The 16,122-nt window shown below is 66.9% G+C and carries 15 protein-coding genes and 3 tRNA genes; 12 read left to right on the top strand and 6 right to left on the bottom strand.

Translation table 11 applies throughout. From position 1 onward, the window contains the following. The first annotated feature begins 1 nt into the window (after position 1). Positions 2 to 979 (top strand): GNAT family N-acetyltransferase, encoded by a 978-nt coding sequence (locus tag AC1DDG_RS03045; protein ID WP_476874901.1) that lies wholly within the window; start codon positions 2 to 4, stop codon positions 977 to 979. Here the strand turns inward: AC1DDG_RS03045 and AC1DDG_RS03040 are convergent. Genes AC1DDG_RS03040 through AC1DDG_RS03030 form a run of 3 tightly spaced genes read right to left on the bottom strand, consistent with a single transcriptional unit; the run spans position 976 to position 3,463 of the window. Then, complete coding sequence (locus tag AC1DDG_RS03040) at positions 976 to 1,794, bottom strand: lysophospholipid acyltransferase family protein (RefSeq protein ID WP_476874900.1); 819 nt, start codon at positions 1,792 to 1,794, stop codon at positions 976 to 978. The two genes, AC1DDG_RS03045 and AC1DDG_RS03040, sit on opposite strands and share 4 nt — an antisense overlap. Then, on the bottom strand, positions 1,791 to 2,609 hold the full coding sequence (locus AC1DDG_RS03035) for a DUF1295 domain-containing protein (protein WP_476874899.1): 819 nt from the start codon (positions 2,607 to 2,609) through the stop codon (positions 1,791 to 1,793). Before AC1DDG_RS03035 ends, AC1DDG_RS03040 begins: the two co-directional genes overlap by 4 nt. Continuing rightward, the gene (locus AC1DDG_RS03030; protein WP_476874898.1) at positions 2,606 to 3,463 is read right to left on the bottom strand and encodes an alpha/beta hydrolase; all 858 of its coding nucleotides are present in this window, start codon (positions 3,461 to 3,463) and stop codon (positions 2,606 to 2,608) included. Before AC1DDG_RS03030 ends, AC1DDG_RS03035 begins: the two co-directional genes overlap by 4 nt. Before the next feature lie 53 nt (positions 3,464 to 3,516). Between AC1DDG_RS03030 and AC1DDG_RS03025 the strand changes: the two genes are divergently transcribed. The 6 genes from AC1DDG_RS03025 (at position 3,517) to AC1DDG_RS03000 (ending at position 9,817) form a co-directional block, all read left to right on the top strand. Beyond that, positions 3,517 to 4,953, top strand: coding sequence for a YibE/F family protein (locus AC1DDG_RS03025; RefSeq protein WP_476874897.1), 1,437 nt, complete (start codon positions 3,517 to 3,519; stop codon positions 4,951 to 4,953). 40 nt (positions 4,954 to 4,993) lie between these two features. Beyond that, the gene (dusB, locus tag AC1DDG_RS03020; protein ID WP_476874896.1) at positions 4,994 to 6,175 is read left to right on the top strand and encodes a tRNA dihydrouridine synthase DusB; all 1,182 of its coding nucleotides are present in this window, start codon (positions 4,994 to 4,996) and stop codon (positions 6,173 to 6,175) included. Between the two features lie 37 nt (positions 6,176 to 6,212). Continuing rightward, positions 6,213 to 7,502, top strand: a complete 1,290-nt coding sequence (locus tag AC1DDG_RS03015; protein WP_476875017.1) for a deoxyguanosinetriphosphate triphosphohydrolase — start codon at positions 6,213 to 6,215, stop codon at positions 7,500 to 7,502. 85 nt (positions 7,503 to 7,587) lie between these two features. Continuing rightward, complete coding sequence (gene dnaG, locus AC1DDG_RS03010) at positions 7,588 to 9,471, top strand: DNA primase (protein WP_476874895.1); 1,884 nt, start codon at positions 7,588 to 7,590, stop codon at positions 9,469 to 9,471. Between the two features lie 76 nt (positions 9,472 to 9,547). Beyond that, positions 9,548 to 9,620: transfer RNA gene (locus AC1DDG_RS03005), tRNA-Asn, on the top strand. A 124-nt stretch (positions 9,621 to 9,744) separates the two neighbouring features. Beyond that, positions 9,745 to 9,817: transfer RNA gene (locus AC1DDG_RS03000), tRNA-Asn, on the top strand. Positions 9,818 to 9,887: 70 nt separating this feature from the next. Here the strand turns inward: AC1DDG_RS03000 and AC1DDG_RS02995 are convergent. The 3 genes from AC1DDG_RS02995 to AC1DDG_RS02985 all read right to left on the bottom strand — a co-directional run bounded on the left by AC1DDG_RS02995 (position 9,888) and on the right by AC1DDG_RS02985 (position 11,896). After that, positions 9,888 to 10,295, bottom strand: coding sequence for a hypothetical protein (locus AC1DDG_RS02995; RefSeq protein WP_230119013.1), 408 nt, complete (start codon positions 10,293 to 10,295; stop codon positions 9,888 to 9,890). Between the two features lie 77 nt (positions 10,296 to 10,372). Beyond that, positions 10,373 to 10,552 carry a hypothetical protein gene (locus tag AC1DDG_RS02990; RefSeq protein ID WP_230119014.1) on the bottom strand — a complete coding sequence of 60 codons (180 nt, stop codon included), beginning with the start codon at positions 10,550 to 10,552 and terminating at the stop codon, positions 10,373 to 10,375. A gap of 123 nt (positions 10,553 to 10,675) precedes the next feature. Beyond that, positions 10,676 to 11,896: a multidrug effflux MFS transporter gene (locus tag AC1DDG_RS02985; RefSeq protein ID WP_476874894.1), complete on the bottom strand. Its 1,221-nt coding sequence runs from the start codon at positions 11,894 to 11,896 to the stop codon at positions 10,676 to 10,678. A 182-nt stretch (positions 11,897 to 12,078) separates the two neighbouring features. On the opposite strand from AC1DDG_RS02985, the gene AC1DDG_RS02980 reads away from it, so the two are divergent. The 5 genes from AC1DDG_RS02980 to AC1DDG_RS02960 all read left to right on the top strand — a co-directional run bounded on the left by AC1DDG_RS02980 (position 12,079) and on the right by AC1DDG_RS02960 (position 16,058). After that, positions 12,079 to 12,966, top strand: a complete 888-nt coding sequence (locus tag AC1DDG_RS02980; protein WP_476874893.1) for a phage holin family protein — start codon at positions 12,079 to 12,081, stop codon at positions 12,964 to 12,966. Between the two features lie 55 nt (positions 12,967 to 13,021). Continuing rightward, positions 13,022 to 13,642: a CDP-alcohol phosphatidyltransferase family protein gene (locus tag AC1DDG_RS02975; protein WP_476874892.1), complete on the top strand. Its 621-nt coding sequence runs from the start codon at positions 13,022 to 13,024 to the stop codon at positions 13,640 to 13,642. Beyond that, positions 13,642 to 14,550 carry a DMT family transporter gene (locus tag AC1DDG_RS02970; RefSeq protein ID WP_476874891.1) on the top strand — a complete coding sequence of 303 codons (909 nt, stop codon included), beginning with the start codon at positions 13,642 to 13,644 and terminating at the stop codon, positions 14,548 to 14,550. The genes AC1DDG_RS02975 and AC1DDG_RS02970 overlap by 1 nt, the downstream gene beginning before the upstream one ends. 97 nt (positions 14,551 to 14,647) lie before the next feature. After that, positions 14,648 to 15,844: a glycosyltransferase gene (locus tag AC1DDG_RS02965; protein ID WP_476874890.1), complete on the top strand. Its 1,197-nt coding sequence runs from the start codon at positions 14,648 to 14,650 to the stop codon at positions 15,842 to 15,844. A 140-nt stretch (positions 15,845 to 15,984) separates the two neighbouring features. Next, positions 15,985 to 16,058: transfer RNA gene (locus AC1DDG_RS02960), tRNA-Ile, on the top strand. The last annotated feature ends 64 nt before the right edge of the window (positions 16,059 to 16,122 follow it).

The following is a 16,122-nucleotide window of genomic DNA, read 5'->3' as shown; positions in this document are numbered from 1 at the left end:
CGTGGCAATCCAATACCGCGAATGGCGCGAGGGCGACGACCTCGTGCTCCTGCAAATCTGGGGCGATCCGGAAACCGTCCAGGCCGGACAGTTCCGGGGGACGCTGGCGCCGTCAAGCAACGCACCCTGGCGGCGCTGCATCGTGGCCGAGGACGTCGTTGACGGCGTCGGTATCCCGGTTGCGGCCGGGGTGGTCCACGAGGCGACACTGCATCCGGAACGCCTGTGGGCCTACATTGAGGTGGCTCGGGACCACCGCCGCTCCGGCATTGGTGCCACGCTGCTCATGATGCTGCGCCGCGAAACCGAAGCATCGCCGTCGGGGGTTACCCGGCTGCGGTGCAAGGTGGAGCCGGGGACACCCGGCGCAGCGTTCGCCGAGGCGGCGGGGCTCGCTCAGATCCAGCGTTCGCAGCTCGTGGTGGTGGAGCCGGCGGCCCTGAAGCTTCCGGTGTTCGGGGACGGCTCGGAGGAAGCCGCAGCGGACCGGGTGGAGGACCTGGCTACGGGCTCGGTGGAGCTGTCCGACGTTGTGGGCCGGTACTACACGTCCGTCCATGACTGGGACAGCCCAGGCCAGCTGAGCATCCCCACGGTCCAGCGGCTGTTCCTCGATGAGCTCAGCGGCGCCCACGGGGCGATCGTACTGCGCGCACCGAAGGCCAGCGCCTTCGGCCAGGGTGTGCCGCCGTCGAAGAAAGGCAGGCTGCAGGCCTTCGCCGTCAGTTACGCCCAGCTCAGCCCCGAACAGGGAGAGTCGGAGCATCCCTCCGACGTGTTCCTCGGCCACGAGCCGGAGATGGACGCAGATCAGGCGCAGGCCGCGGTCCGTGACCTGCTGGCGCTCATTGCGTACCAGCACCCGGTCCTCATGGAACTGGACGATTCGATGACAGCGCTCCGCGCCGTCGTCGAACCCCTGATGGAAGCCGGCAGGGCCCGCCGCCAGGGTTCCGAGACGTTCGTCGTCTCCGACTAGTCCGGACCACGGCGGCGGCCCCTGGCCAGGTCCTGGGCGTCCATCATTTGGCGTTCAGTCTCGGAGGGGGCGCCGCCGCCGAGGTCGGCGGGCATCCACCAGTCGCCCGGTCTCGGGACGACCGGGAAGCTGTCGATGCACGTGTCGATCCCGTTCTGCAGCGTTTCCCGGAGCTTCGCGGTTTCGGCCTCGGCATCGATGTCCGCCGCAAGGTTCACCGGCAGGCCAATGTGGATGCGGACCGGTGCGCGCCAGGCTCGTCGTGCCGAGAATCCGTGGCCGCGCGTCAGCAGCCGGTGCGCGCCCCAGATGGACACGGGGATCACCGGTACGCTGGCCTCGGCTGCCATCCGCACAGCACCGGTCTTGCACTCGCGCACCTTGAAGCTGCGTCTGACTCCGGCCTCCGGAAACACGGCGAGGTATTCCCCGGCACGGAGTCGGGCCACGGCGGCATCGTAGGCAGCCGAACCGGCGCCGTAGCCCACCACCACGTGCCCGGTGGCGCTGATGGCCGGACCGGCGAGCCAGTGGTCCGCCGCGCCCTGGTGGATGAGGAAGCGGAGCTGAGCGCGGGCGTGCTTCCAGACCACCAGTTCGGCCGCGGCAAAGTCCACGTAGCCAAAGTGCGTGACGGCAATGACTGCCCCGCGGCCGGGCTGTACCAGGCGTGATGCCCCGTTCCGTGGATCAGGGGCGGGCAGGTTCTCCCCGCCCGTGACCATGACCCGGACCCGGAACAGCCACCGCAGGAAGAGACCCGTGCGGACGAACAGCCGGTAGAAGCGGTCGTTCGGTTTGGGTGTCCACGTCACGGCTGTGTCCTGTTGCGCGTCTGGTGAGGGGGCCACGGGATGAAGCCGCTTGTCGACTTCACATACTCCCGGTAACCGGGGCGCCCGGACATGGATTTCTCCGTGAGCGGCTTCCCGGTCTTGCCGGCCAGCATCCAGATCATGAGCGCAGGGGAGAGGACCGTGAGGACCCCGGGCCAGGAATCCGCCGCGACCAGGAAGAGGCCCGCCCAGACGGCGGCGTCGCCGAAGTAGTTCGGATGCCTGGTATACCGCCACAGCCCGGTGTCCAGGACGGTCCCCCTGCGGGACGGATCCTTCTTGAACTGCGCCAGCTGCCAGTCGCCCACGGTCTCGAAGCCGAACCCGGTGACCCAGAGCAGGGCGCCGGCCAGGGACAGCCACCCCAGGGCACCGGCAGCGAACATGCCCACCTGGACGGTCAATGAGACGAAGAACATCACCAGGCCCTGCGGGAGGTAGACGCGGCGGAGGGCATAGGCATTCCGGGAGCCTGCCGCGTCGTCGAGCATCGCAGCATAGCGGGGATCTTCATGACCGCCGCGGGCCCGCAAGCCGATATGCACGCCGAGCCGGAGCCCCCAGACCGCGGTCAGGGCGAGCAGCAGCAGGCGACGTCCGCTGTCACCCACTCCGGCCGACAGCACGAAGGAGACCGCCGCCACGGCCACGAAGCCCGGACCCCACGCCACATCCATGACGGAGTGCCTGCGCTGGGCAGTGGCCACGGCGAACGTCACGGCCAGTACCAGCACGACGGCGAGCGCAGTCCACGGCAGGCTGGCCAGCAAGCTGTCAAGCGGGAACGGGGTCACAGCACTTCCGGAATAGCTTGGGCGGACGGCGGGAGCAGCCGCTCCAGCGCCGCTGCAGGGGCCGGCGGGCGGCCGGCGGGGGTGCCGGTTTTCTCGATGAAGGCCGTCATCAGGAAGCCGGTGGCCAGGGTGTGCCAGAGGCGCACGCGCCGGAACATGAAGTGCCCGGCGCGCCTGAGCGAGACGTACCGGAGAACCTCGGCGTCCGGTGCCGCCCGCCGCGCAAACCGCAGGGACGCCGTCGGGCTCGTCCAGCGGTCCCGATCGCCGTGGACGATGAGCACCTTCCGCCCGGCCACCGGAGTCGCAGGGGTTGCGTCGTTGAGCCAGGGGGCGAGTGCCACCACGGCATCCACCTGTTCCTCGTCGGCCGCGCAAATGGCGGTCAGGCCACCCATGGAGTGCCCCAGCAGGTAGACCGGCACGCCCGGGTGCTGGTCGCGGATCTTGGCCATGGCCCAGCGGGCATCCTTCAACGGCGACATGTCCTCGCCATTCCAGCCGCGCACGCTGTTCCGCAGTATCCACACCGCAAGGCCATGTTTGCTGCCCGCCCGGTGCAGGTGCCGCGCGAACGGCACCATCCTCGCGGGGCTCAGGTGCCGGGCCTGGACAGGTTCGAACGAATGCGAACGGCCGCCGTGGAGGACCAGCGCCACCCCGCGGGTGACGCCGGCCGGATTCAGGACGGTCAGCACAGCTTCCGACGGCGGTGCCTCCCGTCGTGCGTCAGCCGGCGGCTGAGCTTGCGGCGACTCAGTTTGCGGTGGCGTGGCGTCTTGCGACGGCGCCCCCTCGGGATTGGCAGTGCTGCGGTGGCTCACTCCGGCATCCTCCGACTTTCTGGCGTCCATTTATCAACCCTATGGCGACCGCCGTAGAGTTCAAGCATGAGGTCTAACTGCTGATGGGTTCCGGTCACTCCCACGGTCATACGGGTCATTCGGAGCCGACGGTCCAGGCGATTGCCGCCCGCAGGAAGGCAAACCGGATTCTGGCCGCCGTCCTGATTCCCCTGACCCTGCTGACACTGGCGGCCATGGCGGCGCTCTGGCCGTCCGGCAGCAAGGAAGGCCTGACGCTGGCGAGCCCGTACACGGCGGCACCCGGCGTCACCTTTGATACCGGCCGGATCCAGCGCGTCGTCATTGAAGACTGCACGGGCGGGACAAGCCAAAACCCGCAGCAGGGCGGCCAGTCCGGGGGCGGATCCCAGTGCACCTTCGCCTTCACCGAGCCGGACAAGGGCGGCAGCCCCGTCAAAGTGGTGATCAACCCGGACGTCGCCAAATCGCACGGCGTGGACGTGGGGGACAACATCCGCTACCTGAACCTCAGCAACGCGCAGGGCGCCGCGGCCGGCGACGCACCGGCCGCCCAGGGGTCCCCGGCCTACATCTTCGTGGACTTCGTCCGGACCATGCCCATCATTCTGCTGGCCGTTCTGTACGCCGTGGTGGTCGTGACCGTGGCACGCTGGCGCGGGTTGCGTGCCCTGATTGGCCTCGTCGGAGCCTACTTTGTGCTGGTGAGCTTCATGCTTCCCGGTCTTGTGGAGGGAAAGCCGCCGCTGCTGCTGGCCGTGGTGGGCTCCACGGTGATCATGATCGGGGTGCTGTACTTCGCGCACGGTTTCTCGGCGCGGACCTCGACCGCGCTGCTGGGCACCATGTTCGGCCTGGGCATCACGGCATTACTGGCAGCCTGGGCAACAGACGCCGCGAACCTCGCGGGCGTGGGAAGCCACGACGCCGCCACCCTGGCGAACATCTCGGGCAACATCTCCATTTCAGGCATCATCCTGTGTGGACTCATCATTTCCGGGCTGGGCGTCCTCAACGACGTCACCATCACGCAGTCATCCGCGGTCTGGGAGCTGTACGAACTCGCCCCCGCCACCAGCGCCCGCAAGCTGTTCACCTCAGCCATGCGGATCGGCCGGGACCACATCGCCTCCACCGTGTACACGATTGCCTTCGCCTATGCCGGCGCAGCCCTGCCCACGCTCATCATCGTGATGCTCTACGACCGGCCGCTGGGGGAGGCGCTCACCAGCGCCGAACTGTCCGAGGAAGTCATCCGCACGCTCGTGGGATCGATCGGCCTCGTCCTGGCGATTCCGGTCACCACACTGATCGCCGTGCTCGTGGTCAAAGCCACCGGCATCCGGACCGGCGGCCAGGGCTCAATCACGGCCGACGACGTCGACGACACCGGCGCGCTCGCGGCCGCAGCAGCCGTGGCCGGCAGCGAACGTCCGACGGCGGTTGCCTCCGGCGCCGCACCCCTCGCGGAGACACGGCGCGGCCGCCGCGAAGCCCAGCAGCTGAGGGCCGGAGAATAGCACTTGTGCCCGATTTGCCCGCCTTTGAGACAATGGACGGGTGACTGTAGTAGCAACGCCTCCCGCCCCCAAGCTGGAACTCCCGCCCCTGGAGCTCGGGCCGATCACGGTGGACACCCCCGTGATCCTGGCCCCGATGGCCGGCATCACCAACTCTGCCTTCCGCAGGCTCTGCCGTGAATACGGCGGCGGACTGTACGTGGCGGAGATGGTCACCTCCCGCGCCCTCGTGGAGCGCACCCCGGAATCGCTGCGCATCATTTCCCACGACGACGACGAGAAGGTCCGCTCCGTCCAGCTCTACGGCGTGGACCCCGCCACCGTGGGCCAGGCCGTGCGCATGCTGGTTGACGAGGACCGTGCGGACCACATCGACCTCAACTTCGGCTGCCCGGTCCCCAAGGTCACCCGGCGCGGCGGCGGCTCGGCCCTGCCGTGGAAGATCGATCTCTTCACCTCCATCGTGCAGACGGCGGTCAGGGAAGCGTCCAAGGGCGGCATCCCGCTGACCATCAAGATGCGCAAGGGCATTGACGAGGACCACCTGACGTACCTCGACGCCGGCCGCATCGCCCGCGATTCCGGAGTGGCCGCCGTCGCCCTCCACGGCCGCACCGCCGCGCAATTCTATTCCGGCCAGGCCGACTGGTCCGCCATCGCACGCCTGCGCGAGGCCCTCCCGGACATCCCCGTCCTGGGCAACGGCGACATCTGGTCCGCCGAGGACGCGGTGCGCATGGTCCGCGAAACAGGCGTGGACGGCGTGGTGGTCGGCCGCGGCTGCCAGGGCCGCCCCTGGCTCTTCGGGGACCTGCAGGCGGCCTTCGAAGGCAGCGAGCAGCGCCACCGCCCCGGCCTGCGGCAGGTGGCGGAAGGCGTCTACCGCCATGCCGAGCTCATGGTCGAAACCTTCGGCAACGACGAATACAAGGCCCTGCGCGAAATCCGCAAGCACATGGCCTGGTATTTCAAAGGCTATGTGGTGGGCAGCGAACTGCGCACCCGGCTGGCCATGGTGACCACCCTCGAAGTGCTCCGCGCCACTCTGGATGAGCTGGACATGGATTCCCCGTACCCGGGCATCGACGCCGAGGGTCCGCGCGGCCGCGCCGGCTCGCCCAAACAGCCGGCGCTGCCCAAGGACTGGCTGCTGAGCCGGCAGATGGACGCGGACCAGACCCGCGACATTGCCGCCGCGGAACTGGATGTGTCCGGTGGGTGAAAGCCAGGTGGCTGAAAACCACATTGCCGGGAGCCCGATGACCCAGGCCCGCCGGCCGCCGCAGTTCCTGCCCGGCTACGAAGCCTTCGATTCCGCCCGCTGGGTGGAGGAACCGCCCAAGAGCACCTACCGTTCGGACTTCGAGCGGGACCGTGCCCGGGTGCTGCACTCCTCGGCGCTGCGCCGGCTCGGTGCAAAGACCCAGGTGGTGGCGCCGGACACGGATGACTTTGTCCGCACGCGCCTGACCCACAGTCTCGAGGTGGCGCAGGTGGGCCGTGAACTGGGACGTGCGCTGGGCTGCGATCCCGACGTGGTGGACACCGCGTGCCTCAGCCACGACCTCGGACACCCGCCGTTCGGCCACAACGGCGAGTCAGCACTTAACGAGATGGCCCACGCGATCGGCGGCTTCGAAGGCAACGCCCAGACCCTCCGGCTGCTGACCCGGCTGGAGCCCAAGGTCCTGGACCTGCAGGGCAGGCCGGCAGGCTTGAACCTGACCCGGGCAAGCCTGGACGCTGCGGCAAAGTACCCGTGGTCTGCCCTGGACGCGCCCGTGATCCATGGGCAGCGGACCAGCAAGTTCGGCGCCTACGAGGACGACCTGCCCATCTTCAACTGGATCCGGGAAGGTGCGCCCGGGCGGCGGTCTTGCCTGGAAGCCCAGGTCATGGACCTCGCGGACGATATTTCCTACTCGGTGCACGACGTCGAAGACGCCATCGTGGCCGGCCACTTCCAGCTGCGCTGGATGGACAACCCGGACCACCGGGCCCGCGTGGTGGGCTACGCCAAGCAGTGGTACCTGCCGCACAACGACCCCGCGGCGATCGACGCCGCCCTCGCCAGGCTCGAGGCCACGGACGTCTGGGTCCGTGAGGCCGACGGCAGCCGCAAGTCCATGGCGGCCCTGAAGGATATGACCAGCCAGCTCATCGGACGGTTCTGCCAGAGCGCGCTGGAGACCACCCGCGCCGTTTACGGGCCGGAACACTTGACCCGCTACAACGCCGAGCTCATGGTGCCGGACGAAACAGTCATGGAAATCGCCGTGATGAAGGGCCTCGCCACCACGTTCGTGATGACCACCGACCACCGCCAGCCCATTTACGAGCGGCAGCGTGAAGTCCTCCATGCCCTGGTGACCTCTTTGAACGCCTCGGGTGACCGGCACCTCGAACCGATGTTCGCGGCCGACTGGCGGGACGCGGCCGACGACGGCGCCCGGCTCCGGGTGGTCATCGACCAGGTGGCCTCACTGACTGACGGCTCCGCGCTGGCCATGTACGAACGGCTCGTGGGCAGCCTGCCCTCGCTGTGGTGACGGCGGCAACAGTCAGCTCCACGCCGTGCGTCCCGCCGTCGCCGGCGTATCCAAAGTTGTCATACCCCGGGTCTAGGATGTCTTTGTGGCTGGACTGATCAAACGTGACGATATCGACGAAGTCCGCCAGCGTACCGACATCAAGGAAGTCATTGACGGGTATGTGACCCTCAAGGGCGCCGGGCTGGGCAGTTTCAAGGGCCTGTGCCCGTTCCACGACGAGCGGTCCCCGTCGTTCACCGTCCGGCCCCAGGTGGGCCGCTACCACTGCTTTGGCTGCGGCGAAGACGGCGACGCCATTTCCTTCGTCCAGAAACTTGACCACTCCTCCTTCCAGGAGGCCGTCGAAAAACTTGCCGCCCGGATCGGTTTCGAACTCCGCTACGAAGACGGCGGCACCGGCCCCAGCCGGGAGGACGTGGGCAAGCGGCAGAGGCTCCTGGACGCCCACAAACTGGCCGACGAATTCTTCCGCGCCCAACTGCTGACACCCGGCGCCACCGAAGGCCGCAACTTCCTCCACGGCAGGGGTTTTGACCGCGCCGCGGCGGAACAGTTCGGCGTCGGCTACGCCCCGCAGGGCTGGGACGCGCTGCTCAAGCACCTCCGCGGCCGCGGCTACACAGACGCTGAACTGAGGCTGACGGGCATGTTCTCCGAAGGCAACCGGGGGATCTACGACCGGTTCCGCGGGCGCCTGATCTGGCCCATCCGTGATATTGCCGGCGACACCATCGGCTTCGGTGCCCGCAAACTCTACGAGGACGACCAGGGCCCCAAATACCTGAACACGCCCGAGACTACGCTGTACAAGAAATCCCAGGTGCTCTACGGCATCGACCTCGCCAAACGGAACATCGCCAAGGACCGCCAGCTGGTGGTGGTGGAGGGGTACACCGACGTCATGGCCTGCCACCTGGCGGGGATCCCGACGGCGGTGGCCACCTGCGGGACGGCGTTCGGCGCCGACCACATCAAGATCGCCCGGCGGCTGCTGTCCGACGACGGCACCGGGGGAGAGGTCATCTTCACCTTCGACGGCGACGCGGCCGGCCAGAAGGCCGCCCTCCGGGCGTTTGAAGAGGACCAGAGATTCGTCGCACAGACCTACGTGGCCGTCGAACCCACGGGAGCCGACCCCTGCGAGCTGCGCCAGGCCAAAGGCGACGCGGCTGTCCGCGACCTCATCGGGACCCGGCGACCGCTGTTTGAATTTGCCATTAGGGCCTCCCTGAAGCGGCACAACCTGGACACGGTGGAGGGCCGTATCGCTGCCCTGCGTGAAGCCGCGCCCGTCGTGGCGCAGATCCGCGATGCCGGCATACGCCCCGGCTACGCCCGCGAGCTGGCCGGCTGGCTCGGCATGTCCGTCGAGGAGGTCAGCGGAGCGGTGGCCGCCGCCGCGAAGCGCGCCGCCCAGGGCGGAGCCCCCTCCCATGGTGCGGGGCCCGGCGTCGGTGCGCTGCCGCCGTCGGGCGTGGTGCCGTCCTTCAACCGTCCCGACCCCCGGGACCCCGTGGCGTCCATGGAGCGGCAGGCGCTGGAAGTGGCCCTGCAGGAGCCCGGAATGCTGGAGGGCGGGACCTGGGACCGGTTCAGCGCCGCCGGGTTCCGGACCCCGGCCTACCAGGCCGTCCACGACGCCATGCGCGCCTCAGGGCCCGGGCTGACCGGTGACCCCGTGCGCTGGGTGGAGCAGGTGATGCACGAGGTCCCGGAACCGCTGCGGCCGCTGGTCTCGGAGCTTGCCGTCGTCCCGCTGCCCGCCAGCAACGCCGAGGGCGTCCTGAAGTACTGCCGCGATATCCTGGCCCGGCTGTTCGAACTCCAGATCACCAGGGTCAAGGCAGAGAAGATGGGGCAGCTGCAGCGCCTCGACGCGTCGGCCGATCCTGAGGAATTCCAGCGGCTGAACCGGGAGCTGATGCAGCTGGAGATGGAGCGCAGGGCCCTTCGCTCGGACGCCTGAGGCGCCACCGGCCGGCACCGGGGGAGCTCGATTTCGTTTCCCGGCGGGGTGTTTGCTAGGCTAGTACCCGCTTCATTCCTCCTTAGCTCAATTGGCAGAGCATTCGACTGTTAATCGAAGGGTTGCTGGTTCAAGTCCAGCAGGAGGAGCGCACAGTCCCCGTTCCGGCCTCCGGAACGGGGACTTTTTTATACCCGGGCGGGGTATTTCTCCGCTCGGCCGGGCCGATTTCCCATAGCGCCGGAACCTTTGCTAATGTCATACCTGCTTCATTCCTCCTTAGCTCAATTGGCAGAGCATTCGACTGTTAATCGAAGGGTTGCTGGTTCAAGTCCAGCAGGAGGAGCGCACAAAGTCCCGCAGCCGGCTCAACGCCGGCTGCGGGACTTTTTTCATGTTCTGGTGTGGGCCTGCTTTCAGACGAAATCCATCTCGACCTGGAGGAACCGTTCGGCCTCGGCCACGGCGGCTGCGAAGGCCTCACTCTCGGTGGGCGGGGTGCGGGGCTGCCGCGGATGCCACTCGTGCGGCGAGGAGTGCACGCGGGTGAAGCCGCCGTCGGGCGGGGCATAGAAGATGCCGAAGCGCTGCACAGGCCACTCCGGGGAGGTCTCCGGGGCCACGAGCAATGCCGCGTTGAAGGCCGGATTGAACCATTGGGCAATGGGGCGGCGGCGGTCCTCGGTGAAAAGTCCCGCCGCATAGAGAGCTGCCGACTGCGCACTGGTCTGGGTGCACAGCCGGTCCCACCACAACGGCAGTATGCCAGCGTCGCACCGCTGCCACGTGGCCGGGAGTGGGTGATGATCCTGCCAGTGGGGCACGTATCAACTTTATCTCGCAGCGGGCCGCGCGGAACAGACCCGTGCGGAGCCTCCGGGGCGCCGGGGGGTACCTGTCCTCAGGGCCGGTTCCAGGGCCCCGGATTGACCCGGTACAGCAGCGCGGAGCCCGCCACGGCACCGAGGATGATGCCCATCGCAGCGTTGCCAACGGCCCTGCCGGCAAAGTAGCCTGCCACGCCGCCAAGGATCGCTCCGAGGAACAGCCCGCGGCGGTTGCGGTGCGGTTTTCGAGTCATGCGGCCAGCGTACCCGCGGACAGTGTGCGTCGGTGGCTCCGCGTATTGCTGGACCTTGGCTTGCTGGGCCCTGGCATTGCTGGGCCCTGGCATTGCTGGACCTTGCCTTGCTGATTCCGCGAATCAGTGGATCGACGGCACGGTCCTGGGGCGGACCACGATCCACAGGGCTGCGGCTGCGAGGAAGATGCAGCAGGCCTGGACTGCACCCATGGGCGTGGCCGAACTGCCGCCCAGCCAACCCACCACCGGTGAGATGATGCCGGCCATGAGGAAGGTGGAGGCACCCAGCAGGGACGCCGCCGTGCCCGCCTGCGCGCCGTGGCTGGCCAGGGCGAGGACCTGGACGCTCGGGAAGGTGAAGCCTGTCCCGAGGATGTAGAACCAGAGCGGGACCATCACGCCCCAGAGCCCGAATCCCAGCTGGTCGAAGAGGACGATCAGCAGGGCCATCAGGAACATCCAGGCGGTGGAGCCGGCCAGAATCCATTGGGGCGGGACCCGCCGGATGAGCCTCGAACTGGTCTGGACCCCGGCCACGATACCCAGTGAATTGATGCCGAACAGCAGGCCATATTGCTGGGGCGTGAAACCGTAGACGTCCTGGAAGAGGAATGGCGACGCGGACAGGTATGTAAACAGGCCGCCGAAGTTCATGCCGCCGACCAAAAGGAGGCCGACGAAGATCCGGTCGGAGAAGAGCGTCCGGTAGCGTTCGCGGGCCGTCATGCCGGACTGGCCGCGTTTCTCACGCGGCAGCGTCTCGCGGACCAGCAACGTCGCGGCGACGATCACCAAAGTCCCGTAGCAGGCCAGGAAAACGAAGATGCCGGGCCACGGCATGGCCAGCAGCAGCTGGGATCCGATCACCGGAGCAAGGATGGGTGCCAGGCCGTTGACCAGGGCCATGCGGGAGAACATCCGCACCATGGCGTAGCCGCTGAAGAGGTCGCGCACCATGGCCATGGCCACCACGCCGCCGCCGGCGGCACCGATGCCCATCAGGACGCGGAACAGGCCGAGGGTTCCGATGTCTGTGGACAGCGAAGCCCCCACGGAGGCGGCAATGTGCACGGCGGTGGCCAGGATGAGCGGCAGCCGCCGGCCGAACTTGTCGCTGAACGGGCCCACCACCAGTTGCCCGAGCGCGAAGCCGACGGTGGTGCCTGTCAGGGTCAGCTGGACGGCGGCCTCCGAAACGTTCAGGCTTGCCTCCAGCGCGGGGAAGGCGGGCAGATAGAGGTCCACCGTGAAGGGTCCCAGGGCGGTGAGGGCACCAAGAAGAAGGATGTACCGGAATTTCTGGCGGCGGCTCAGGGCATCGCCCGGGTTGGTGGTGGTCACAGAGATCAATCCTAGGGCGCAAAGATCATACTTTTACAGCGTTGGAGGGCTCGCCGGGAAGAAATTCCAGAAGTTGCGGCTGACCCTGAATGATAGTTTTGTCAGCGGGGGCGCGCTGAGCCACACGCGGGCCCCGCAACAGCCGAAGAAGAATCGACTAGGGAACCAGTTAGGCGGAACCTATGAGCGGGCGTCACAGCGGGCGGGCCAACCAGGGATTGCGTATAACTGCGCTGCCAAAAACGTTGAAACTCATCTTTAAACTGGCGCCGCGCCAGCTCAACGACGAGATCGCCCTTGCCAAGTTCGAGGTCAAGCGCAAGGGCAAACAGCTCGGCGTTGCCGGAGCGTTCTTTGGTGTGGCCGCCGTCTTCCTGGCGTTCCTGGTGACCGGGCTGATCGTCGCAGCCATCATGGGGCTCGCCACCGTGATGCCGGCCTGGCTCGCGGCGCTTCTGGTGTGCGCGGTATTCCTCCTCATCGCGCTGATTGGCGGGCTTATCGGCCTCCGGAAGTTCAAGAAGGCCATGCCGCTGGTCCCCGAGGAAACCATCCGCGGCCTGAAGCATGACCTTGGGATCGCCAAGGAGGGCTCGGACTTCGACGCTGCCTTGCTGGATCCCAACTCGCCCCAGGCCAAGGCCGCCAAGGAAGCCAAGGCTGCGGCCAAAGCCAAGGCCAAGGCGGACAAAGAAGCGAAGGCTGCCGCAGAGGCCGTTGACGTGCCGGCCGTTACTGAGCCCGAACTTCACCGCCGCCTGGCGCAGCGCCGCGAACACCTGACGGGGGTCCGCGACGAACTCGGCGAGGAAATCGACGTCAAGACCCAGGCCCAGGCCCTGCTCGGCACAGCCAGGCACCGCCTGGACCAGGGCAAGGACAAGCTCAAGGACGGCAAGGAGCGCGCAGGCGAAAAGTTTGCGGCCCTGTCCGCTTCAGTGTCTTCCTCCGGAGGCACGGCCGCAGGTTCCTTGCCGGAACAGCTGGAGGCACGGTGGAAGCCGCTGCTCGCCTTCGCCGCGTCCACCGCCGTTCTGCTTGCCCTGCTGCGCAAACTGTTCAAGAGCTGAGTGTTGCCCTGAACTCTGACAGGAAGACACCGCCGGCCATGGAGAGGGGGACCGGATGAGGTTTATCGGCGCTGGTTCCCGACCCGGCCAGCCGCACGTCGATCAGGATCTGGTCTTCACTGTCCCGAATCTCATCACGGTGTTGCGCTTTATGGGCGTGCCGCTTTTCATCTGGCTCGTGCTGGCACAGAAAGAATACGGGTTCGCCGTGCTGGTGCTCGCCATCATGGGCAGCACCGACTGGGTGGACGGCTACGTTGCCCGCCGGTTCAACCAGGCCTCCAAACTGGGCCGGGTCATGGACCCTATCGCTGACAGGCTGGCGCTGCTCTCCGTGGCGGTGACGCTGGTGATCGCCGGTGTGGTGCAGTGGTGGTACCTGGCTGCGCTCGTGATCCCCGACGCCGTGTTGCTGACCATGTCGCTCTTCTATTTCCACAGCCATCCGGATCTGCCGGTCAGCCGGATCGGCAAGGCCCGCACCGGACTGCTGCTGCTGGGCACTCCGCTCCTGGTGGTGTCGAAGCTGGACATTCCTTCAGCCGCTGCCTTCTTTGTGGCCGCCTGGATCGTGCTCGGCCTGGGGCTGATCGGCCACTGGATAGCGGCCTACAACTATTTCTGGGCCATTCGCCGGAAGGGCACGATGCTTACAGCCGACGGCGGGGACAGCTGATGGTGTGGCTGGCGGTTTTCCTTGCGGTGATGGGCGCCATTTTCCTTGCCTTTGGTGCCCAGCGCCAAGGCAGCGCGGTCAAGGCCGATACCGGCGGCCTGGCCCTCAGCTCCAACGGATTCCTTCGCCTCCTGCGCAACCGGCGGTGGGTCTTCGGTTTGCTCCTCCTGTGCACCGGCATGGTGATGAATGCGACCGCGCTGGTAACAGCCCCATTGACCGTGGTGCAGCCGATCGGCGCCATCGCTTTGGTGATCACCACCGTGGTCAATGCCAAGGATCAGGGGTTGAGCATCAACCGCGCTACCGTGGTGGCCATTAGCGCCTGCGTCACCGGCTCCGCGCTGTTCGTCCTGCTTGCCGTGAACGTCACGCAGGAAAACCACCATGTGAGTTCCGACGACGAACTCACCATTGTGCTGCTGCTCGCCCTTGCCGTGGGTATTTTCGGCACCCTCGCGGCCATGTTCAAGCACCGCCTGAGTGCCTTTGTCTACATTCTTGGCGCCGGCGTGCTGTTCGGATTCGTGGCGGTGTTGACCAGGATTATCGGCAAGCACCTGCTCGACCCCAACGGCCTGGGCCTGCTGAACGTGCAGTGGTACACCGTGCTCGCCATTGCTGCAGCAGGCGGGCTCGGATCCTGGTTTGTCCAGAGTGCCTACTCCACCGGGCCGCCTGACCTCGTGATCGCCGGCCTGACCGTCATCGACCCCATTGTGGGCATCGCGATCGGCATCGCCATCCTGGGTGAGCTGCGGCCCGATGTCCACGCCGTGATGGCGATTGCCATGGGTACGGCGGCAACCCTTGCTATCGTGGGAGTAATCGCCCTCTCCCGGCACCATCCCGAGGTCACCAAGCGGAAGAAAGACGCTCGGAAGGCCGCTGGCAGGGCGTCCCACTAGCCGACTTTTCACAGCGGGCCAGGCGCAAAACGTGCCAGCGGCCACCCGGCGTGGACAGCCGCAGCTGAACACGCCGTGACCACCAGGAGCTCTCCACGTGACCATGCCCGATGCCCAGCGTCCCCTGACCATCCTCATTGCGGCCGACACCTATCCGCCCCACGTCAACGGAGCCGCTCAGTTCGGCTACCGGCTGGCGAAAGGCCTGACCGGCCGCGGACACAATGTCCATGTCCTTGCCTGCCGGCCAGACAAGGGCAGGAGCTTCACGGAGTTCCGCACGGAAGCAACCGTCCACCGCCTTCGCTCGCACGGCGTCTTCACGCATGAGTATTTCCGGATCTGCCTTCCCTGGGAGATCAAGAAGGAGATCAGCCTCCTGTTCGACAAGGTCCAGCCGGACGTGGTGCACATCCAAAGCCACTACATGATTGGTGAGCACGTGCTCTACGAGGCCGTGAAGCGCGGCATCCGGATAGTTGCCACGAACCACTTCATGCCGGAAAACCTCAATCCGTTCCTGCCGTTCCCGCAGTGGTTCAAGGACATCATCGGGAAGATTTCCTGGCGGGACATGGGCAAGGTGATGGGCCAGGCTGACGTCGTCACGACGCCCACACCGCTGGCGGCGAAGGCGATGCACCAGCATGCCTTCCTGCGCAAGGTCCTGCCGCTGTCCAACGGCATCGACTCCGCCGCATACGAACTGAAGCCGGACGAGGTCATCGAGCCGCACGCCCATCCGACAGTGCTGTTTGCCGGCCGCCTGGCGGAGGAGAAGCACGTCGATGTGCTGATCAAGGCCGTGGCGGCCGCTCCCGCGGACTTGAATGTTCACCTGGAGATCGTTGGCGGCGGCGAGGTCCGCCCTGCCCTGGAGTCCCTCGTCCACCGGCTTGGACTGCAGGGCCGGGTGAAGTTCCTGGGCCTTGCCAGCGACGAAGAGCTCCGCGAGGCCTACATCCGGGCGGACATCTTCTGCATGCCGGGAACCGCCGAGTTGCAGTCCCTCGTTACCCTTGAGGCGATGTCCGCCTCCACTCCCGTGCTGCTGGCCGACGCCATGGCGCTACCGCACCTGGTGCGGGACGGCGAGAACGGCTACCTGTTCGCTCCGAATGACAGTGCGGACCTGTCAGAGAAGCTGACGCGGATCCTGCGCCTGCCGGCCGAGGAGCGGAAGGCCATGGGGCACGCCAGCCGCTGCATGGTGGAGCCCCACAGCATCCAGGGGACCCTGCAGACCTTTGAGGATCTATACCGCGGCGCGAGCTACGACGACAAAGTGGTCTAGAAGGACGTCGTCTGGAAGAAGGTCTTCTGGAAGCAGGCCGTCGAGGGGCGCGTGGTCTAAAGCCGTTCGCCAGTTTGCTAGAGTGTTTCTGCCCCTCAGATGACGGGCCCCGGTCCGGGGCCCCGGAATCGGGGGGGCGGGGGGCTATAGCTCAGCTGGTTAGAGCGCGGGACTCATAATCCTAAGGTCCTCGGTTCAAGTCCGAGTAGCCCTACCCGTTCTGCACAGAGCCGTGACCGACGTTTCAACGTCGGTCACGGCTCTTTCTGCTTTCCGGG

This window comes from Arthrobacter sp. 10L430, from assembly GCF_056395245.1.
This window is presented reverse-complemented; position numbering and strand designations above follow the sequence as displayed.

What these genes read in the sequence shown, in the direction of transcription:
- AC1DDG_RS03030 (WP_476874898.1), bottom strand. Translation starts at nt 3,463, where the DNA reads ATGGACGCCAGAAAGTCGGAGGATGCCGGAGTGAGCCACCGCAGCACT.
- AC1DDG_RS02990 (WP_230119014.1), bottom strand. Translation starts at nt 10,552, where the DNA reads ATGACTCGAAAACCGCACCGCAACCGCCGCGGGCTGTTCCTCGGAGCG.
- AC1DDG_RS02970 (WP_476874891.1), top strand. Translation starts at nt 13,642, where the DNA reads ATGGTGTGGCTGGCGGTTTTCCTTGCGGTGATGGGCGCCATTTTCCTT.
- AC1DDG_RS02980 (WP_476874893.1), top strand. Translation starts at nt 12,079, where the DNA reads ATGAGCGGGCGTCACAGCGGGCGGGCCAACCAGGGATTGCGTATAACT.
- AC1DDG_RS02975 (WP_476874892.1), top strand. Translation starts at nt 13,022, where the DNA reads ATGAGGTTTATCGGCGCTGGTTCCCGACCCGGCCAGCCGCACGTCGAT.
- AC1DDG_RS03015 (WP_476875017.1), top strand. Translation starts at nt 6,213, where the DNA reads ATGACCCAGGCCCGCCGGCCGCCGCAGTTCCTGCCCGGCTACGAAGCC.
- AC1DDG_RS03025 (WP_476874897.1), top strand. Translation starts at nt 3,517, where the DNA reads ATGGGTTCCGGTCACTCCCACGGTCATACGGGTCATTCGGAGCCGACG.